We start from the raw sequence: 20048 nt of genomic DNA, 5'->3' as shown, positions 1-20048 counted from the left end.
CGATCACTGGCAGGCCTCGCAAAGCTGCGGGTTTTCGAGGTCGCAGGCCTTCGCCTGCAAGGTGGTCTTGGCGATGCGCGTCGCCGGCCGCGAGCGCAGGTAGTAGGTGGTCTTGAGCCCGGCCGTCCACGCGTAGAAGTACATCGAGCTCAGCCGCGCGATGTCGGGGGTCTCCATGAACAAGTTGAGCGACTGGCTCTGGTCCACGAAGGGCGCGCGGGTCACTGCGAGATCGAGGAGCGCGCGCATGGGCAGCTCCCAGGCCGTGCGAAAGCGCCGGCGCAGCGCCGCGGGGATCCGCGAGATCGCCTGGATCGAGCCCTCGTTGGCCTTGAGCGCGTCGATCATCTCGGCGTCCCACAGCCCCAGGGCGCGCAGCTCCCGGACCAGGTGGCGGTTGATCTGCACGAACTCCCCCGACAGGGTCTCGCGCTTGATGATGTTGCTGATGATCGGCTCGATGCACTCGTAGCACCCGGCGATCGAGGCGATCGTCGCCGTCGGGGCGATCGCCACGAGCAGCGAGTTGCGCAGGCCGTGGGCGGCGATCTCGGTCCGCAGCCCGGACCAGTCGAGCTCCCTGGACAGGCTCACCTCCCAAAGGTCCGGGTGCAGGGCGCCGTCGGCCACCCGCGTCTCGGGGTAGGCGGGGTGCGGGCCGTGGTCCCGGGCGAGCTCGCAGGAGGTCCGCAGGGCGTGAAAGTAGATGTGCTCGGCCACGCGCCGCGCGACGTCCTGGGCGGCCCTGGAGTCGAAGTCGAGGCCGAGCATCAAGAGCATGTCGGCGAAGCCCATCACCCCGAGGCCGATCGGTCGCCAGCGCTGGTTGGCGGTCTCGGCCGAGGCGATCGGGTAGTAGTTGATGTCGATCACCCGGTTCAGCGCCCGGGTCGCGGCCTCGACGGTCTGGCGCAGCTTGTCCCAGTCGACCTCGAGCCCGCCCTCGCCCTCGCCCTCGCCCTCGCCCTCGCCAGTGGTCAGGTGGTGGGCGAGGTTGACCGAGGCCAGGTTGCAGACCGCGGTCTCGTCGTCGTTGGTGACCTCGAGGATCTCGGTGCACAGGTTCGACAGGTGCACCGTCCGCCCGGGCCGCGCGGTCTGGTTGCAGGTCGCGTTGGACCGGTCCTTGAAGCACATCCAGCCGTTGCCGGTCTGGGCCAAGGTCCGCATCATCCGCCCGTAGAGCGCCCGCGCGGGCAGCTGCTTGGTCGCCAGGCCGGCGCGCTCGGCCGCCTCGTAGGCGCGCTCGAATTTCTCGCCGTAGAGATCCACGAGGTGGCGCACGGCCTTGGGATCGAAGAGGCTCCACATCGCGTCGGCCTCGACCCGGCGCATGAAGAGGTCCGGGATCCAGTTGGCGATGTTGAGGTTGTGGGTGCGCGCGTACTCGTTGCCGGTGTTGTCGCGCAGCTCGAGGAACTCCTCGATGTCGGCGTGCCAGGTCTCGAGGTACACGCAGCACGCCCCCTTGCGCCGCCCGCCTTGGTTGACCGCCGCGACCGAGGCGTCGAGGGTCTTGAGCCAGGGCACGATCCCGTTGGAGTGGCCGTTGGTGTCGCCGATCAGCGAGCCGCGGCTGCGGATCCGCGAGTAGGAAAGGCCCACGCCGCCGGCGAATTTCGAGAGCTGGGCGACGTCGGTGTAGCGCGCGTAGATGTCGAGCAGGTGGTCGCGGGGCGAGTCGAGCAGGTAGCAGCTCGACAGCTGCTCGCGGCGGGTGCCGGCGTTGAAGAGCGTGGGTGAGCTCGGCAGCAGGTCGAGGCGGCTGTAGCGAGTGTAGAGCTCGAGCGCGTCCTCGACCTGCTCGGACAGGGCCGCGGCCACGCGCATGAAGAAGTGCTGGGGGGTCTCGAGCACCGCGCGGGTCCGCGGGTGGCGGAGCAGGTAGCGGTCGTAGACGGTGCGCAGGCCGAAGTAGTCGAAGCCCGCGTCGCGCCCGGGGTCGATCGCGGCCTGGAGCGCGGCGCCGTGGTGGCGGGCGTACTCGAGCAGGCGCTCGTTGATCAGCCCGACGCGGTGCATGGCCTCGATCCCGTTGACGAAGCCGGTGATCCCCGCCCCGCCGACCTCGAGCTCGATCACCCGCGCCAGGCAGCGCGCGGCCAAGCTGGCGTACTCGGGCGCCTGATCCACCCGCGCGATCGCGGTGTGGGCGAGCAGGTCGTAGTGCGCGCGGGCGTCGGCCCCGGGCGGGAGCCGGCGCGCGGCCGTGTCGATCGTCCACTCGAGGTCGACGTGGTCCAGGCCAGCCGCGAGGCGGCGAAGCTCGGCATCTGCGACCGGCGGCGCAGCCGGCGAGAGGGAGTCCGAGGCGGCGGTGAGCGCGGGGTCGGGCTGAGTCGGGGAGGGCGTGCTTGCTGTCGGCATGTGCGGCGTCGTGGTCGCGAAGACGGCAAGCAGGCAGAGTCCACCGCGAGATGCTTCGGGTGCCTGTCGAACCTGCGCCCCCGCGGGCTGTGAAGCAAAGGGGGTCGAGGGACGGGCACACCAGAGGTGAACACCGGCACCGTGGGCCTCCCCCGAGGCTTCAGGTCGAGCCGACCCTGGTTGTCTCCCAGGATCGAGCGAAGGCAGGTCTTCGGACTCACGAGCGCGACTTGGCGTCACCTACACCCCTGGCTTCCCGGCCGTCGCCAGTGCCTGTCTCGGGGCTTCGTTCTCGTTCACCGCTGCGGGGCAGCTCCGGATTCGCACCGGATTCCCTCTTGATTCACGGCCAGGCCGTGAACCTTCGCGGGCACAACATATGGGGGGTGCCCAGCCCTTGTCAACAACATGTTGTGGTCCGAAGCGGGCGGCACGCAGTGACGGAACGAGGCTGAACACCGCGGCAGCGTCTCTCGAAAGCTCCCGCCAAACCATCCAGGAGCCCGGCCAGCAACCCGGCCAGCAGCCCGGCGGAGCCAGCGCCAATCTCCATGTTTCCAGAGCGCACCGATGCCATGTTTTCATATTGATATTTCGAGCTCATCGAATCGACTAACCACATATCGACCGAGTTCGGATATCGTGCCCGAGATAGACACGACTGGATAGACAAATGGCGAACCCCACCTTGCCCCAATATGCCAACGCCACTCAAGCCGCCGAGCGTCAGCGCGCGCTCGCCTGGGCCAGGACGCAGTACACCTGGTCGCACTCGCACAGCTACGAGTACGACGGCCAGACCCTGGTCTTTCAGCCCATCGCCGTGCTCGAGGTCGACGATCAGCACCCCTTGCCGCCCAGCCAGCAGCTCAACGCGGTCCAGATCCTCGACATCCTCGACACCGGCCTCGACCTGCTCAGCAACATGGTCGTCAACGTCACCAACCTGTTTGGCGTGGGCGCCGTCGCCCTCGATCCGCCGCCGCCGGCCGACTTTCAGATCGGCGACGCGAGCTGGCGCGACGCGACCTTGAAGAAGATCCGCGGGCGGATCGAGCACGCCCTCGACGAGGTCGTGGAGATCATCGACGACGTCCGCGCCCTCCGCGAGGCCCCCGACGAGGTCAAGACCTTCGTCGACACCCTCGAGGAGCAGCGCGAGGCCCTCGAGGAGCTGACCAAGGACGTCCACGACGACGTCACCAAGGGGGGCAAGCGCGGCGCACAAAGGGAGCACCTCGATCGCCTCGGCTCGATCTTCGAGGACATCATCGAGGCGCTGATCCACTCGGGCCTCGAGCAGGCCGGGCTCTATGGTCCAGCGACGGCGCTGCGCGATTACGCCGATCAATTCCAGACCGTCGTGGTCCCGGACGTGGTCTCCCAGACCATGTCCGACGCCCTGTTCGCGCGCATGCGCGTGGCCGGGCCCAACCCCCTGCTGATCCGCAAGATCGACGCGCTGCCCAGCAATTTCCCCGTCGACCCCGCGCGCTTCGAGGCGCGCGTCGGCCTGAGCCCGGACGACGCGCTGGCCGATGACCGCGTCTATCTCGTCGACTACCGCGCGCTCGAGACCCTCGAGCCCGGCGACTTCCCGGCCGGGCAAAAGTACATCACCCCGGGCCTCGCGCTCTTCGCCCTGGTCGGCGAGCACCGGCTGCTCGAGCCGGTGGCGATCCAGTGCGGTCAGACCCCGGGCAACTCCACGCCGATCTTCTACCCCGACGACGGCGAGGGCTGGGAGCTGGCCAAGCTGCACATCCAGACGGCCGACGGCAACTACCACGAGCTGATCAGCCACCTCGGGCTGACGCACTTCCTGGTCGAGCCGTTCGCGGTCGCCACCCACCGCAACCTGGCCCAAAACCACCCGGTCTACCTGCTGCTCCTGCCCCACTTTCAGGGCACCTTGTTCATCAACAATGCGGCCGTCACCTCCTTGGTCGCGCCCGGCGGGACCGTGGACAAGCTGCTCGCGGGGACCATCGAGTCGGACTGGGCGCTGACCTCTCAGGCCCTGGGCGCCCTCGACTTCAACGCCCACATGCTGCCCGAGGAGCTCGCGCGCCGCGGGGTCATGGACTCCGAGAGCTTCCCTGGCTACCCCTACCGAGACGACGCGCTGCTCTCGTGGTCGGCCATCGAGTCGTGGGTGCGGGACTATCTGGCGATCTACTACAACGACGACGCGGCGGTGACCGAGGACAGCGAGCTCCAGGCCTGGTACCGCGACCTCGTCTCCCCCGAGGGCGGCTGCGTCGGCGGCCTGGGCGAGCTCGGGCCCGACGACACGCTCGGGCTGTTCACCTTCGACTACCTGGCGCGCGTGCTGACCATGGTGATCTTCACGGGCAGCGTTCAGCACGCCTCGGTCAACTTCCCGCAAAAGCAGATCATGAGCTACACGCCGGCGATGCCGCTGGCGGCCTACGCCCCCGCGCCCACCCAGACCAGCGGCCCGGCCTCGGATCAGACCACGCTCGCGGAGCTGCCCCCGCTGCAGATGGGCATGCTTCAGGTGCTCATCGGCCAGCTCCTCGGCGGCGTCTACTTCACGCGCCTTGGCGACTACGACCGCCACCAGTCCGGCCAGTGGTTCACCGACGCCCGCGTCGGGCCGCTGCTCGAGGACTTCCAGGCCGAGCTCGTCGCGGTCGAGCGGGAGATCGGGCGCCGCAACCTCTCGCGGCCTTGCTACGAGTTCCTGCTGCCCTCGAGGATCCCCCAGAGCATCAACATCTGAGCCGCGGCTCAGGGCTTGCTCGGGTCGAAGTGACGCTCGGCCCGGCTGGCGAACTGGCGAAAGCCCGGGTCGCGGTGTCCGCTCTGCGCGGCCCAGGGCGACAGCCGCAGCGGCAGCGTGGTCTCGAACTGAATCCAGCGCGAGGCCCCGCCGAGCCAGCGCGGCGCGTCGGCGACGGCGTCGTCGAGGGCCACCGCGCGCTCGTAGGACTCGGTCTTGACCCCGTGGGCGGTGAAGGGCGGGGTCATGAAGTGGCCGCCGCGCGTGAACACCTGCTCGGCGTTGCTCGGGCCGGTGACGATCGCGTTGAACTCCGTGGCCGCGTTGCGGTGGTAGTAGGGCGGGCGGAAGCTGTGCTTGGCCACGTCCCAGCGGTCCGGGAAGATCACCAGGTCCGCGGCGTTCTCCCCGGCCTCGTCGAGCTTGGCGGAGAGCACCGTGAAGATCGAGGGGTCCGGGTGGTCGAAGCTCACGCTGCCGATCGCGTTGAAGTGGTCGAAGCTCCACTTGTAGGGCGCGTAGTTGCCGTGCCAGGCGACCACGTCGAAGCAGGAGTGGCCCTGCTCGGCCCGCCACAGCTCGCCGCCGTGCTTGGCGACGATCTCGAAGCCCTCGACCTCGCGGTCTTCGTAGGCGGCCACCGGCGTGAAGAAGTGGCGGGCGTCGGCGAGGCCGTTGGCGCCGATCGGGCCGCGATCCGGGAGCTCGAAGTGGCGCGCGTAGACCTCGAGCACGAGGCCGCGCAGGCGGGCGCCCTCTCCCTGCGACGAGCCCTCGCCCTGATCTTCGAGGGCCTCGACGGCGAACTTGATGCCCCGGGGGACCACGGCGATCTCGCCGGGCTGGACGTGGAGCACGCCGAACTCCGTGCGCAGGCGGATCCCCCCCGTGTCGGGGATCAGCATCATGTCGCCGTCGCCGCTGTAGAGCGCCCGGTCGCGCATGGAGGCGTTGGCGGCGTAGAGGTGGATCGCCAGGCCGCGCTCTTCGCTGGGGTCGCCCGCGCCGGCGACGGTGTGCAGGCCGTCGATGAAGTCGACGTGGCCGGCCATGGCCGGGGGGATCTCGACGGGGCGCCAGCCCACGAGGTCCGGGGTCGGCCGCTCGCTCAGGTAGGCGAGGTCGACCCCGCGATGGCCCAGGGGGGTGAAGGCGCCGTGGGCCACCGAGGGCATGATCCGGTAGAGCCAGGCGCGCTGGTTGTGGGCCCGGGGCACGGTGAAGGAGGTGCCGTTGATCTGCTCGGCGTAGAGGCCATAGGGGACCTCGCGCGGGCCGTTTTGTCCGCGCGGCAGGGCCCCGGGGAGCGCCTCGGACTCGCCGGTGTTGCCAAAGCCCACGCTGTAGGCCGGCTCGGCCACGCCAGGCTTCTCCCTGGGCTCGGTGGGCTCGGTGGAGGTGGCGGACAGCTCGCGGACGGGATCGACGTGCATCATGATGACTGGCTCGATGAGGTGGGGTTGGTGGTGGGGGAAGTGGTGGAGAGCAGGGCCGCGATCCGCTCGCGCAGGGCCTCGCCTTGTTCGCCGGTGATCTCGTGCTCGCTGCCCGCGGCCCAGATCCGGCGCACGCTGGCGCCCTGGGCCTCGAGGTGGTCGGCGCTCGCGGCCACGCGCGCCCGCGGGACCCACTCGTCGGCGTCGGCGATGCCCACGATCACCGGCGCGCGCGGATCTCGAGCGGCGTCGTGCCAGGCGTCGACCGGGCGCTCGCCGATCAGCGCGCCAGCGAAGGCCGCCGCGCCGCCGTGGGCACCGCCTTCGCGGGCGAGGTGATCGAGGACCAGGCAGGCGCCCTGAGAGAAGCCGAAGAGCAGCACCTGGGCAGGCGACAGCTGCTCGCCGAGCTCGCGCCGCATCCGGGCCAGGCCCGCGAGGGCCGCGTCGAGCTCGGGCTGGTTGTCGGCCACCGGCCGCGTGAAGCTGCGGGGATACCAGCGCCGGCCCCAGGCCTGGAGCGCGACCGCGGCGAGTCCCGGAGGCAGCGCGCCGCCGAGCAGCTCCTCGAGCTTGGCGAGCATGGCCTCGGCCGTGCTCCCTCGCCCATGGACGCAGAGCACGAGGGCGCGGGCCTGGTCGAGGGGGGTGCCGGCCACGGCCGGGCGCAGGCCCGCGTGGCCGAGCGCGCCGGGCTCGGCCGCCGGCAGCAGGCGACGGCGCCCGGGGACGCCCGGACGACGGCCGAGCCAGGCGTCGAGGACCAGCTCGCGCAGCGCCTCGCTCGCGCCGGCGAGCGCCCGCGGGCTGTCGATCTTCGCGCGGATGATCTCCTCGACGGCGGCGCCCACGAGATCGTTGTCGCTGTCGCTGTCGCTGTCGCTGTCGCTGTCGTTGTCGGTCGCGCGCTCGGGGTGAAAGCCGAGGCTCAGCAGCTCCCGAGGCGCGTCGACCTGGACCTGGAGATCGAAGAGCGCCGCCGCCGGGTCGCCGCCCGCGGCCATCACGCCAGCGGCGATCAGCCCCGCGCTCAGGGTCTGCGTGGCCCGGGGCGCGTCGGCGGCCATGAAGGCGACCACGTGGGGCAGCAAGGTGGCGTGGGTGCCGGCGTGATCCAGGCCGTAGCCGCCGCCGAGGACGTGGGCGAGCTTGTGGTGCAGCGACATGCCGGCGCGGTCGAGGATCCCCCCAGCGCGCTGGCTGCCATGCAGCGCCCGCAGACGCGCGCTGTCGCGGACCGCTGCGTCTTCGCTGGCCAGGTCGAGGATCCCCCCGGCGAGGTCGGTGATCGCGGCCTGGGCGTCTTGGTGGAGCGCGTCCTCGTCACGCGAGGCGCCGTAGAGCGCGTCGACGGCGTGGGCCATGGCGTTGAACAAGCTGGGGATGGCGATCCGGGCGGGCAGGCTCGAGGACAGGGCGGGGTCGTAGATCACCGCGCTCGCGCGCACCAGCTCGTCGCGGCCGACCTCCTTGCCGGGCTCCGGCTCGGGTCGGCCCATGCCCCAGATCGTCGTCATCTCGGAGCCCGCGTAGGTCGTGGGCAGGTCGATGCGCGCGGGCACGGGCGCGCCGGCTCGGGCTCGAAGCAGCGCCACCGCCTTGGCCAGGCCGATCACCGAGCCGCCGCCGAGGGCGACGAGCGCGTCGGCGCGGTGATCCGCAGCGGCCGCCGCGGCCCGCTCGGCCAGCGCCCGCGGGACGTGCTGCGCCGACTCGGCGAAGCGCGCGACCGCCAAGCCTTCGCCCTCGAGGACCGCGGCGAGCTCCGCCCCGAGGTCGTGCCTACCCGAGCTCAGCACCAGCACCCGGCGCAGACCCCTGGCGGCGAGGAGCTCGGGGAGGACCTCGCGCCACGGCCGGCCGATGGTGACCGCGATGGATCCCTGGGAGAAGCTGCGTGCGTTGGGTTCGTCCATGGTCGCGCTCACCTCGAGTTCCTCAGGCGAGGTCGAAGACCAGCACCTCGGCGCCCTGACCCTCGCCGCCGACCAAGGTCAAAAGCCCCGCGTCGCTCGTCGACGCCCCGTCGCCGGCCGCGAGCCGCTCGCCCTCGAGCGCCACGCTCCCGCGGACCACCTGCACCCAGGCGTGGCGCCCCTCGGGGACGCGATGCTCGACGGTCTCGCCCTCGCCGAGCAGGCCGGCGTAGAGCCTCGCGTTGGCGTGGATCGTCACCGCGCCCTCGCTGCCCTGGGGATCCGCGACCAGGCGCAGGCGACCGCGGCGCTCCTGCTCGGGGAAGGCCCGCTGCTCGTAGCCCGGCTGGATGCCGCCTCGCTCGGGGAGGATCCAGATCTGCATGAAGTGCACGGCCGCGGTCTTCGAGGCGTTCCACTCGCTGTGAAACACCCCCGTGCCCGCGCTCATGCGCTGAACCTCTCCGGGGCGGATCACCGAGCCGTTGCCCATGGAGTCGCGGTGCTCGAGGCCGCCGTCGATCACGTAGGAGATGATCTCCATGTCACGGTGCGGGTGCTTGCCAAAGCCGCGCCCCGGCGCGACCCGGTCCTCGTTGATGACCCGCAGGTTGCGAAAGCCCATGTGCGCCGGGTCGTAGTAGTTGGCGAAGGAGAAGGTGTGGTTGGTGTCGAGCCAGCCGTGGTCGGCGTGGCCTCGCTCGTTGGCGCGGCGGATGGTCAGCATGGCGTGCTTGCTCGCTTCTGGGGTCCGCGCTGCGGGCCCCGCGGTGGTGTCGAGCTCGGTGGTGTCGAGCTCGGAGCCCAGCTCGAGGGCCCCGAGCCCCAGCAGCGGCGCGCCGGTCAGGACGGCCAGGGCGCTACGGCGAGAGGGTTGCTTGCGATCGGTCATGACTTCAGCTCGTCTGCGCCCAGGACCCTCGCAGGACCCGTTCCAACACCCAAGCACCTGATTTCATGGTGTTTTATATTTTGCCAAAGCAGGCCCATGTCAAAAGGACAGCCTCATCATGAGGCTGCCCAGTTCAAAACGAGTCGATCCGCTGCGCCTGGCGGCGAGCGAGCTACTCCATCAAGAAGTAGCGGCAGTCGTTGGTCTGACCCAGCGGACACAGGTAGGAGCACACGCCATCGACCATGGTGATCGGGCAGTTTTGCCAGACCCAGTCCTGCATCTCCGAGCTGTAGAACCAGGCCGAGAAGATCCCCTCGCCGTTGTGGCTGTAGTCCTCGGTCCACTGGACGTCGGCGGTCCAGTCCTCGCTGTTGGCCTCGACGACGCAAAATTGCGTGCCGCTGATGCTCCACGAGCAGGTGCCGTTGCGGCTCCACGACGAGACCCAATTCCACTGGCTGAAGGTCGCCTCCGAGTAGCCGTCGTCATCCCCCGTCAGCGAGTGCGAGTAGTTCCACACGAACTCCTGGTCGCTCTCCTCGTCGAAGGGCAGGTAGTACTGGAAGGTCTCCTCATAGCCCTCGCTGGTCCGGGTGCCAGCGGCGTCGACGGGGAAGCTACCCAGGGTCCAAAGCGGCGGGATCTGCCCTTCGGTGTAGGTGAACGCCGTGGAGGTGAAGCTCCCGTCGAGGACGAAGTCCTTGCCCTCGCGCGTGGTCGTCTTGACGAGCTCGCAGCCGCTGCGCTCGAGGCTGATGTCCTCGAGGATCTCGGCGCCGAGCATGTCGATGGTCGTCGCCGAGTAGCTCGAGCTCTCGTCGCCCGCCTCGGAGATCACCGCGGTGCCCGAGACGGTGGTCGACGTCCGCCAGTGCTCCGGGTCGTAGGCCACGGTCCACGAGAACTCGCCGGTGAGCGGATCGTACTCCCCGGCGATCTGGGTCATCACCGCGCCGGCGGGGTCATAGTCCCAGGTGCAGGTCGTGCCGAAGCACTCGGCCTGGAGCAGGTGAAAGGAGAGGTCCGCCTGGCCGAGGAGGGACTCGGCGCAGGAGATCTCGGGCGGGTCGAAGGCTCCGGTCTCGGACTCGCCCTCGGTGTCCGTCTCGGACTCGGACTCTGACTCACCCTCGGACTCCGACTCCGACTCGCCCTCGGTGCCAGACTCGCCCTCGGTGTCCGTCTCGGACTCGGACGCTCCCTCGGTGTCGGCGCTGGTGGTCTCGGTGTCGATGTCCGTGTCGGTGTCCGTGTCGGCGGCAGCGTCCCCGCCAGACTCGCCTTCGTCGGCTCCGTCCTCGGAGCCGCCATCTTCGGGGACACAGGCGAAGGAGACGCTACACAGCGTGACGAGCGAGACGAGCGGAATTTCAAAACGCATGTTTCCGTTATTCGTGGTCATGCTTTCGAGGCAAGCAAAAATATGGATAGGCCTCGAAATGCAACGAGGCGCGGCATCGATGATGCGCCGCGCCTCGTGATCGGTGACGACTTCGAGCGCTCAGCTGCTGGCCTGGCTGCGGCTCCCGCTGCGCTTGCCCCCGCTGCGCTTGCCTCCGCTGCGCTCGCCTCCGCTGCGGCGGCCGCGACCGCCCCGCCGGCTCCGCCCCGAGCGGCTGCCAGACTTGGCCTGCTTGCCCGCCTGGCCGCCGGCCTGACGCCCACCGCCGCCGCCTCCCTTGCCGCCGAGCTGAGTGGGCGGGGGCTCGTTCGCCGGGTAGGCGTGCTCCGTGACCCGCGGGATGTGGCGCTGGATCAGCCGCTCGATGTCGACGAGGTAGGGCTGCTCTTCGCTGTCACAAAAAGACAGCGCGACCCCGGAGGCGCCGGCCCGGGCGGTGCGACCGATGCGGTGCACGTAGGTCTCGGGCACGTTGGGCAGGTCGAAGTTGATCACGTGGGAGACCTCGTCGATGTCGAGGCCGCGGGCGGCGATGTCGGTGGCCACGAGCACGCGCAGGTCGCCGTTGCGGAAGGACTCGAGCGCGCGGATGCGGGCGTTTTGCGACTTGTTGCCGTGGATCGCCGCGGAGCTGACCCCGGCGGCGCCGAGCTGCTTGGCGATGCGGTTGGCCCCGTGCTTGGTCCGGCTGAAGACCAGCGCGCGCCGCAGGCTGCGATCGCCGCGGAGCAGGTCGACGAGCAGCTTGCGCTTGTCGCCCTTGTCCACGAAGTAGATGTGCTGCTCGACGTCGGCGGGCTCGGAGACCCGGGCGACGGCGACCTCGACGGGGTCGTGGAGCAGCCCGGTGGCGAGCTCGCGGATCGCCGGGGGCATGGTCGCCGAGAAGAACAGGGTCTGGCGCTTGGCCGGCAGCTTCGCGACGATCCGCCGGATGTCGGGCAGGAAGCCCATGTCGAGCATCTGATCGGCCTCGTCGAGCACGAAGAACTCGATCTTCGACAGGTCGATCACGCCGCGGCCCATGAGGTCGAGGAGCCGCCCGGGGGTCGCGACGAGGGCGTCGACGCCCTCACGCAGCTCGCGGATCTGCGGCTTGTCGTTGACGCCGCCGAAGATGACCGCGTGCCACAGGTCGAGGTGCTTGCCGTAGGCCGCGATGCTCTCGCCGATCTGCGCGGCGAGCTCCCGCGTCGGGGTGACGATCAGCGCGCGCAGTACGGGCTCCTCGCCGGCCTTGGCGTCGAGGAGTTGGAGGATTGGCAGGGTGAAGGCGGCGGTCTTGCCCGTGCCGGTCTGGGCGCAGCCGAGCAGGTCGCGGCGGGAGAGCGCCGGCGGGATCGCCTGATCCTGGATGGGGGTGGGGCGCTCGTAGCCCGAGTCGCGAAGGGCGCGGAGAATGGCGGGCGAGAGGCCGAGGTGGTCGAAGCTCACCGGCGGGGAGTCCCACGAATGTCGGCGCCCCGCAAGCGAGAGGGCGCGGTGAAGCCTTCTAGGAGCCCGTGGTGGAACCCAGCGCGGCTCCTGGCGCCGGGTTTTTCGTCGAGGGCGCGAAGCCAAAACGCCGCTGTACCGGGTGTACTGCCAGTTTTGGCGACAAAGCCCTCGGCGAAAAGACCAAGCCAGGTGTCGTGTTGGGTTTCACCACGGACTCCTAAGCGCCGGCGCCAGGCTCACCACGGAGGCCTCGATCGGGCCACAGCTGGCTGCACTGGCCCATCCGACCCGTCGCACGGACCAGTCACGTGGACCGGGCGCGCGGACCCCATCACGCGGGAGTGCAAAAGCGAGCGAGGATCGTTCGCCGCTCCCCGGCGAAGCTCAGCGTGAGCTTCATGTTGCGACCGCTGCCGCTCCAGCCGAGCACCGAGCCGACCCCGAACTTGGGGTGGCGTACCCGCATGCCCTGGTAGATGCCGACGTTGCCGTAGCCGTCGTGCTCGTCGATCGCCTCGTCGTCGTACTCGATCGTCGGCTCGACGCTGACCTCGCGATCCTGGCCATCCAGGGAGGACCCGCCGCCCGCGCCCAGGGCCGCCCGCGAGCGCGAGGGAGCCTCGCCTCGCTCGCGGCTGTCGGCGAACTCGGGGTCGAGGACGATGCTATCGTCCCAGCGCGGCGCGCGGGGCCGCGGCGGCGCGCGCCTCTCCCGACGCTTGCGGGCCGCGGCCTGCCCGCGCAGGACCACCGCCTCCTCGGGCAGCGCCCGGACGAAGCGCGAGACCGGCTTGACCTGGGTGCTGCCCCACAAAAAGCGGCTACGCACGAAGCTCAGGCTCAAGCTGCGCCGCGCCCGGGTGAGCGCGACGTAGGCCAGGCGGCGCTCCTCGTCGATGGCGTCGATGCCCGCGTCCTCGCCGAGGGCGCGGGCGTGGGGGAACACACCCTCCTCCATGCCCGTGAGCAGCACGCGATCGAACTCCAGGCCCTTGGCGGCGTGGATCGTCATCAAGGTGATCGCCCCGCCCGGGTCCTGCTCGTCGACGGTGCTCGCCAAGGAGATCTGCTCGAGGTACTCGGCCAAGCTGGCCTCGGGCTGCTCCTCGCCGAACTCCTCGAGGGCGCCGACGAACTCCTTGAGGTTCTCGACCCGGGCCTCGCCGTCCTGCTCCTCGGCGATGGACTCGACGTAGCCCGAGCGCTCGAGGATCAGCGCGGCGATGTGGTGGTGCGGGAGATCCTTGCTGTCCTCGCGCAGGGTGTCGACGAGGCTCCAGAAGCTCGCCACGGACTTGCTGGCGGCGGCTCCGAGGCCCGCGGCCTTGCCGTGCTCCGAGCGCGGGCCGCAGGCCTCGTAGAGCGGGCAGCCCTCGCGCGTGGCCCAGGTCGTCAGGCGCTCGATGGTCTTGGCGCCGATCCGTCGCGCCGGGACGTTGATGACCCGCAGGCAGTCGAGGTCCGAGCCGGGGTTTGTCAGCAGGCGCAGGTAGGCGACGAGGTCCTTGATCTCGCGGCGGTCGTAGAAGCGGATCCCCCCGAGCATGCGGTAGCGGATCCCGTGCAGGCGCATGGCCTCTTCGAGCGGCCGCGACTGGGCGTGGGTCCGATAGAAGACCACGATCTCGGCCGGCGACTCGCCCTCGTCGATGGCCCGACGGGCGGCCTGCGCGGCCCAGCGCGCCTCTTCGCGCTCGTCTTCGAAGCCGACCACCTCCACGGCCTCGCCGGGGCCGAGCTCGCTCCACAGCTGCTTGTCGTGGCGGGCGGCGCCCGAGCGGATCACCGCGTTGGCGCAGTCGAGGATCCGCGTGGTGCTGCGGTAATTTTGCTCGAGGCGGATGACCTCGCAGCCGCGGTGCTTGTCGGGGAAGTTGAGGATCTGGCCGACGTCGGCCCCGCGCCAGCCGTAGATCGCCTGGTCGTCGTCGCCGACGACGCAAAGCTCGGCCCGGGCGCCGCACAGCAGGTCGACGAGCTCGGCCTGGACCGGGTTGGTGTCCTGGTACTCGTCGACGACCACGTGCATGAAGCGGCGGCGCAGGCCGACGACCGGGTCCACGGCGCCGCCCCCACTACCGGTCCCGCTGGGCTTGCGCCGGGTCTGGAGGGTCATCTTGCGCACGGCCTCGCCGATCTCCCCGAGCTCGCTGCCCGCGGGCTCGGGCTTGGGGGCCTGGCTGGGCCCGGCCTTGCGCAGCAGCTCGACGGTGAGCGTGAGCAGGTCGCCAAAGTCGGCCGCGTCGGCGGCCCGCAGCTGCTCTTCGTAGAGCGCCCAGGCCCGCCGGGTCCACTCCTCCACCGGCTGACCGAGGCCGAGCTCGTGGAGGCGATCGCGGCCCAGGCCGATGTTCTTGGCGGCGTCGATCTTGCCCAGGGCGGCCGTGGGCGAGAACATCTTGGGGTCGATGTTGAGCGCCTTGAGGACCTTGCGCATCAGCACGCGCTGGTCGTCGGCGTCGTAGATCGCAAAGTTGCGGGACAGGCCCACGCCCTCGCCGTGGCGCCGGAGGATCCGCGCGCAGATCGAGTGGAAGGTGCCGATCCACGGCCCGTCGCGGCGCAGCTCGCCGAGCTCCATGCCGAGCAGGCCGGCGATCCGCTCGCGCATCTCACCGGCGGCCTTGTTGGTGAAGGTCACGGCGAGGATCCGCCAGGCGGGGACGCCCTCGTCGATGAGCGCGGCGACCCGATGGGTGATGACCCGCGTCTTGCCCGTGCCGGCGCCGGCGAGCAGCAGCAGCGGGCTGCCGCGGTGCTCGACGCCCGCGAGCTGGGCGGGGTTGAGGGGCAAGGCCTGAGACATGCGCCCGCAGGTCTTACCAAAGCGGGCGCGCGCCGACGAGCCGCGGCGGCCGGCGGAGGATCCCCCGCCGGATTCGCCACGCAGATCACGGGCGGACGCCGCGAGCGATCCCCTCGGCCAGCGCTCGCGCGTGCTTCGGCGGGCTGATAAGGTCTGCGCGCGTGATCGCCGGGGAAGGCCGCAGCGAAGAGCGAGTGCGAGACGACGCCGCGTCCAGGCGGGGCGCCGCCAAACCCCAAGCTCCCGCGTCGAAAGCTCCCGCGTCGCGGCTCGTGGGCCTCGCCCTCGTCGGCCTGTGCCTGCTGCTGACCCTCGCCGCCCTCGTCGACCTCGGCCTGAGCGCGCCGCGGGCCCGCGCGGGCCTCGACGCCCTCCTCCCCGAAGACCACCGCGTCACGGACCCGCGCCCCATGGCGATCCTCCGCGTCGACCACGGCGCCCTGAGCGAGGACAGCGAGGGCCCCGAGCACGATCCGCGCACGGTCCTCGCCGAGGCCGGCTTCGTGCTCGAGGAGGCCCTGGGCGAGGAGCGGGTCCCCCACGCGCCGCCGAAGACCGAGATCACCCGCTGGCTCGACGCCCACGCCCTCTACCTGCTGCCCCTCGACGCCCACCGGGCCCTGGCCGAGCGCCTGAGCGACACCGCGATGCTCGCCGAGGTCCAGGGCCTGCAGGCGCGCATGGCCAGCCCGCTCTTCTCGGTCTCGGGCGAGCAGCCGCGCCGGGATCCCCTGGCCATCGCCGAGCTCTCGGCCGGCGCGGCCGGGCGCCTGGGCCACGTGGCCGAGGCCCCCGGCAGCGGCGGGCCGCAGGTCGGCCCCAACGGCGACCTGCTCTCGGCGAGCGGGGACCGTGCCCTGGTCCAGCTGGTCTCGACCCGCGCCCCCGAGGTCCTGCGCGGCGAGCTCGAGGCCGCCCTCGAGGGGCTGCCCGTGACGGTCGAGCTGGTCTCGCCGGCCACCCGCGAGCAGGCCGCGGCCGCGCGCCTGGGCGAGGACGCCCGCGAGACCGTGCTCGCCTGCCTCGCGGCGCTGGTCCTGCTCTTCGCCGTGGTCGTGCGCCGCCCCGCGCCAGTGCTCGCCACCCTCGCCTGCCTGGTCAGCGTCGGCGCCGTGCTGCGCTGGGTCGTGGGCGAGCTCGACTTGGTCGGCCTACCCCTGCTCGTCGCGCTCTTCGGCTTTGGCTGCGACGCCAGCGTGCGCGCGTGGGCCAAGCGCAGCCACAGCGCGCTCCCGACCTGGACCGCGACCGCGCTCTTCGCCGCCGCCTTGCTGCCGCTCTACTTCGGGCCCTACCCGGCCTGGCAGCGCTGGGCGCTGATCTGGGCCGTCGCCTACCCGAGCCTGGCGCTGATCGCCTGGCTCGTCGCGCCGACCGTGCTCGGCCTCGCCCGCGGCCAGCTCGACGCGCGCGCCGGCCTGCGCCCGCGGCGGATCCCCCTGCTCGGCCCGGCGCTGTGCCTGCTCGCCCTGGGCGGAGGCGCGTGGGCGGCCGAGGCCCTCGACTACCGCGCGCCGGGGAGCCTGCCGCTGAGCGCCGACGCCCGCGACGTGGGCGAGCGCGAGCTCGTCGAGCACTTCTTCGACCCGGCGATGATCGTCGAGGCCCGCAGCCTCGCGCCCGCGGATCACGACGCGCCCAGCGAGGCGGCCGCGGCCCTCGACGCCGCGGCCGACGACTTCGCTCGGCTCGCCAGCTTGGTCCCCGAGGTCGCCCAGCGCATCGACTCGCCCGGCGCCTTCGTGCTCCCCCGCGAGGAGCTCGAGGCCCGCAAGGCCGCCCTCGCCAAGCTCGACCTCGAGACCCGCATGGACTCGCTGCGCGCGCTCTTGGTCGACCAGGGCCTGCGCGCCGAGGCCTTCTCCGAGTTCATCCGCGGCGCCGCCGACATCGACGAGCTGCCCAGCGCCCAGGCTGCCCTCGACGGCCCCCTGGGCCCGTGGATCTCCGCGTACCTGCTCGCGCCCGATACCGAGACCGGTACCGATACCGAGGCTCGGATCGCGCTGCGCACCCGGGTGGAGCTGCGCGGCCGCGAGGGCCTGCCCGCGGTCGACCTCGACGAGCAGACCCTCGCCTCGCTGCCGGCCATGCGCGGCCCGGCGATCGCCGCGATGATCGATCACCAGCGCTTCGAGGAGCGCATGATCGCCTTCTCCCTCGCCGGCCTGTGGCTGAGCGCCTTCCTGATCTGGCTAGCCACCCGCCGCCTGGGCCTGGCGATCCACGCGGCGGTGATCGCCGCCGCCTGTGAGGCCGGGGTGCTCGCAACGCTGCGCCTGCTCGAGCTGCCCGTGGGCCCGCACCTGCTCCCGGCGCTGCTCCTCGTCGGCGCCGCGGGGGCGCTGTCTGGCGCCCAGGTCGGCGCGGCGGCTCGCGGCGCGCCGCCTCTGCAGGGGCGCGCGCTGCTCCTCGGCCTCGGCGGCCAGCTGCTCGCGGGCGCCGCCCTCTTCGTCTCGGGCCAGCCGCTGTGGCGCGAGCTCGGCGTTGCGCTCGCGGTCGGGGCCGCGCTCGCGGCCGCGCTCGGCCTGCTCGCGGGGCCGAGCTTCACCAAGCCAGCGCCGGACAAAAACCCAAAAGCAAAAGCAAAGCCGGCTCCAGACCAGAAGCCCGAGCCTGAACCCGAGCCAGACCCAGACCCAGACCCAGACCCAGACCCAACGCAGACTCGAGCGCGAGGGGGCGCGAAGCCATGACGAAGCGACTCAGCCGACGCGGCGCGCTGTGGGCCGTGGGCGCGAGCTCGGCCCTCGCCGCCACGAGCACGGCGCTGTGGGCCAGCCCGCCGAGCCGGGAGCAGCGGCGCCTCGACAACCGCCTCGAGCTATGGGGCACCTTCACCCGGCGCACCCACGACAACCTGCTGGCGCGCTACGCCTCCGAGCGCAGCTCCTCGCTCCTGCGCGAGGCGCTGGTCAACGGCGGCTCGCTCGCCTTCATCGCCCCGGCCACCTTGATCTTGCGCGACGACGGGGTGACCGGCTCGACGACGCTGATCAGCCCGGGGCGCGTGGCCATCGAGCCCAACGATCCCTCCTTGCCGCGGCGACCGCTGGCGACCCGCGCCGAGGCCCCCGCGCTGGCCTGGCTCGCGGATCACCTGCTGGCCTGCTTTGCCCCCGGTGACGGCCAGGCCCTGCTCGCCGACGCCCGCGCAGAGGCCCCCCGTGCCGGCGGCACGCCCAAGCTCGCGTTGATGCCACCGCGAGACTCCGCAGCCCGCGCGCTGATCCGCAGCGTGACCTTGAGCTTCGATCAGGTCGGGGGCGCGATCGTGCGCGTCGAGATCGCCGAGTCCGACGGCGGCGTGTTCGTGCTGCGCCTGTCCGACCACCGCCAGGACGTCGACACCGACAGCCTCGCGCGGGTCACGGAGGGGGTGCTCTGAGTCCGCGAGCTGTCCTCGTGTAAACTGATCGAGCGTCATGCAAGCGTCGCGAACGATCTTGCTCGCTCTCATGTTTGCGAGCGCTTGCTTCGATCCCCAGCAGACGCCCGCGGATGACGACGTCGGGGACTCGGGCCCAGACGCGTCAGGCAGTGACGCGGGCATGTCGACCTCGACCGAAGACGACTCGGCCGAAGACGAGCCCGCCGCGGACACGGGCGAGAGCGCGGGCGAGTGCCCGGGCCTGGGCTGTCCCTGCGCCGGCGCAGGGAGCTGCGAGCACGGCCAATACTGCTACGACGGCCAGTGCATCCTCGGCGCCTGCGGCGACGGTGAGCGCCAGGGCCCCGAGCAGTGCGACGACGCGAACCTCATCGACGACGACGGCTGCGACGCGGACTGTAGCTTCACCGAGCTGCTCGACGTCCAGACCGCGCGCGGGAGCACCTGCGTCCTGCTCGAGGGCGGGCGCGTGCGCTGCTGGGGGCGCAACGACGCCGGTCAGCTCGGCTATGGCCACACCGAGACCATCGGCGACGACGAGAGCGCCGCGGTCCTCGCTGACGTCGCCCTGCCCGAGCCCGTCGTCGCCCTGAGCATGGGCGAGCGCCACGTCTGCGTGCTGATGGCCGACCAGGGCGCGCGCTGCTGGGGGGCCGGCGAGCGCGGTCGCCTCGGCTACGGCGGCACCGAGGACATCGGCGACGACGAGACCCCGCTCGCGCTCACCGACGTCCCCCTCGGCGAGCCCGTGCTCGGGATCCAGGCCGGCGAGCGCCACACCTGCGCCCTGCTCGAGGGCGGCCGCCTGCGCTGCTGGGGCGCGGGAGACGACGGCCGCCTCGGCTACGCCAGCGACGAGGACCTCGGCGACGACGAGCTGCCCGCGAGCGTCGGCGACGTCACCGTCGGCGAGCAGGTCGTCGGCCTGGCCCTCGGCGGGGACCACACCTGCGCCCTCGTCGACACCGGCAAGATCCGCTGCTGGGGGAGCGGAGCCCTCGGCCAGCTCGGCTACGGCAGCGACAAGTCCGTGGGCGAGCAGGAGACCCCGGCGAGCGTCGGCGACGTCCCGGCCGTGCCCGAGGACGCCGGGCTCGACACCCCCGCGCTCGCGCTGAGCCTCGGCCTCGACACGAGCTGCGCGCGCTTCGAAGGCGGGAGCGCGCTGTGCTGGGGCGCGGGCGAGCGCGGCCAGCTCGGCCAGAGCCAGACCACCAACCTCGGCGACGACGAGCTCCCGAGCACGGCGCCAGCCATCGTCCTCCCCGGCCCGCTGCGCTCGCTGCTCGCCGGCGACGCCCACGTCTGCGCCCTGCTCGAGAGCGACCAGGCCCTGTGCTGGGGCGCGAACGACTCGGGCCAGCTCGGCTACGGCCACACCGAGGACATCGGCGACGACGAGCCGCCCGCGAGCGCCGGCCTCCTCGCCCTCGGCGGCCCCGTCAAGGCGATCTCGGCGGGCGGCGACCACACCTGCGCGATCTTGTCCGAGACCAACGAGCTGCTGTGCTGGGGGCGCAACGACTTCGGTCAGCTCGGCTACGGCCACACCCAGGACATCGGCGACGACGAGCTGCCTCCCGATGTCGGCTCGGTCCCGCTCTTCGAGTAGCGCACTGGGCCGCGCATTGGCGAACTTCGCGGCGTCACCG

At 71.6% G+C, this 20048-nt stretch carries 11 protein-coding genes and 1 riboswitch; of the genes, 4 read left to right on the top strand and 7 right to left on the bottom strand.

What is annotated here, in order from left to right; genetic code table 11:
• Positions 1–3: 3 nt before the first annotated feature.
• Complete coding sequence (locus G6O69_RS11865) at positions 4–2367, bottom strand: ribonucleoside-diphosphate reductase subunit alpha (protein ID WP_172303623.1); 2364 nt, start codon at positions 2365–2367, stop codon at positions 4–6.
• A 184-nt stretch (positions 2368–2551) separates the two neighbouring features.
• Positions 2552–2748: riboswitch (cobalamin riboswitch) on the bottom strand.
• Positions 2749–3040: 292 nt separating this feature from the next.
• Here G6O69_RS11865 and G6O69_RS11860 point away from each other — a divergent pair.
• Positions 3041–5113 (top strand): lipoxygenase family protein, encoded by a 2073-nt coding sequence (locus tag G6O69_RS11860; RefSeq protein WP_172303622.1) that lies wholly within the window; start codon positions 3041–3043, stop codon positions 5111–5113.
• Positions 5114–5121: 8 nt separating this feature from the next.
• On the opposite strand, the gene G6O69_RS11855 is transcribed toward G6O69_RS11860, so the two are convergent.
• From G6O69_RS11855 to G6O69_RS11830, 6 genes are all read right to left on the bottom strand, one after another.
• Complete coding sequence (locus G6O69_RS11855; protein ID WP_217909809.1) at positions 5122–6549, bottom strand: homogentisate 1,2-dioxygenase; 1428 nt, start codon at positions 6547–6549, stop codon at positions 5122–5124.
• Positions 6546–8465 carry an iron-containing alcohol dehydrogenase gene (locus G6O69_RS11850; RefSeq protein WP_172303621.1) on the bottom strand — a complete coding sequence of 640 codons (1920 nt, stop codon included), beginning with the start codon at positions 8463–8465 and terminating at the stop codon, positions 6546–6548. Before G6O69_RS11850 ends, G6O69_RS11855 begins: the two co-directional genes overlap by 4 nt.
• A gap of 22 nt (positions 8466–8487) precedes the next feature.
• A complete protein-coding gene (locus G6O69_RS11845) occupies positions 8488–9192 on the bottom strand; it encodes a pirin family protein (RefSeq protein WP_172308203.1) in 705 nt (234 codons plus the stop codon).
• Between the two features lie 337 nt (positions 9193–9529).
• Positions 9530–10762, bottom strand: coding sequence for a hypothetical protein (locus G6O69_RS11840; protein ID WP_176396779.1), 1233 nt, complete (start codon positions 10760–10762; stop codon positions 9530–9532).
• A gap of 99 nt (positions 10763–10861) precedes the next feature.
• Positions 10862–12196: a DEAD/DEAH box helicase gene (locus G6O69_RS11835; RefSeq protein WP_172303619.1), complete on the bottom strand. Its 1335-nt coding sequence runs from the start codon at positions 12194–12196 to the stop codon at positions 10862–10864.
• 334 nt (positions 12197–12530) lie between these two features.
• Positions 12531–15005 carry a UvrD-helicase domain-containing protein gene (locus G6O69_RS11830; protein ID WP_172303618.1) on the bottom strand — a complete coding sequence of 825 codons (2475 nt, stop codon included), beginning with the start codon at positions 15003–15005 and terminating at the stop codon, positions 12531–12533.
• 272 nt (positions 15006–15277) lie between these two features.
• Between G6O69_RS11830 and G6O69_RS11825 the strand changes: the two genes are divergently transcribed.
• From G6O69_RS11825 to G6O69_RS11815, 3 genes are read left to right on the top strand one after another with little or no spacing between them, the layout of a single operon-like run.
• The gene (locus tag G6O69_RS11825; RefSeq protein WP_172303617.1) at positions 15278–17701 is read left to right on the top strand and encodes a hypothetical protein; all 2424 of its coding nucleotides are present in this window, start codon (positions 15278–15280) and stop codon (positions 17699–17701) included.
• Positions 17698–18393 (top strand): hypothetical protein, encoded by a 696-nt coding sequence (locus G6O69_RS11820; protein ID WP_172303616.1) that lies wholly within the window; start codon positions 17698–17700, stop codon positions 18391–18393. Before G6O69_RS11825 ends, G6O69_RS11820 begins: the two co-directional genes overlap by 4 nt.
• Positions 18394–18430: 37 nt before the next feature.
• Positions 18431–20008, top strand: a complete 1578-nt coding sequence (locus tag G6O69_RS11815; protein ID WP_172303615.1) for a hypothetical protein — start codon at positions 18431–18433, stop codon at positions 20006–20008.
• The last annotated feature ends 40 nt before the right edge of the window (positions 20009–20048 follow it).

The sequence above is a fragment of the Pseudenhygromyxa sp. WMMC2535 genome, assembly GCF_011083025.2.
This window is presented reverse-complemented; position numbering and strand designations above follow the sequence as displayed.

What these genes read in the sequence shown, in the direction of transcription:
- G6O69_RS11865 (WP_172303623.1), bottom strand. Translation starts at nt 2,367, where the DNA reads ATGCCGACAGCAAGCACGCCCTCCCCGACTCAGCCCGACCCCGCGCTC.
- G6O69_RS11860 (WP_172303622.1), top strand. Translation starts at nt 3,041, where the DNA reads ATGGCGAACCCCACCTTGCCCCAATATGCCAACGCCACTCAAGCCGCC.
- G6O69_RS11855 (WP_217909809.1), bottom strand. Translation starts at nt 6,549, where the DNA reads ATGATGCACGTCGATCCCGTCCGCGAGCTGTCCGCCACCTCCACCGAG.
- G6O69_RS11850 (WP_172303621.1), bottom strand. Translation starts at nt 8,465, where the DNA reads ATGGACGAACCCAACGCACGCAGCTTCTCCCAGGGATCCATCGCGGTC.
- G6O69_RS11845 (WP_172308203.1), bottom strand. Translation starts at nt 9,192, where the DNA reads ATGCTGACCATCCGCCGCGCCAACGAGCGAGGCCACGCCGACCACGGC.
- G6O69_RS11840 (WP_176396779.1), bottom strand. Translation starts at nt 10,762, where the DNA reads ATGACCACGAATAACGGAAACATGCGTTTTGAAATTCCGCTCGTCTCG.
- G6O69_RS11830 (WP_172303618.1), bottom strand. Translation starts at nt 15,005, where the DNA reads ATGTCTCAGGCCTTGCCCCTCAACCCCGCCCAGCTCGCGGGCGTCGAG.
- G6O69_RS11820 (WP_172303616.1), top strand. Translation starts at nt 17,698, where the DNA reads ATGACGAAGCGACTCAGCCGACGCGGCGCGCTGTGGGCCGTGGGCGCG.
- G6O69_RS11815 (WP_172303615.1), top strand. Translation starts at nt 18,431, where the DNA reads ATGCAAGCGTCGCGAACGATCTTGCTCGCTCTCATGTTTGCGAGCGCT.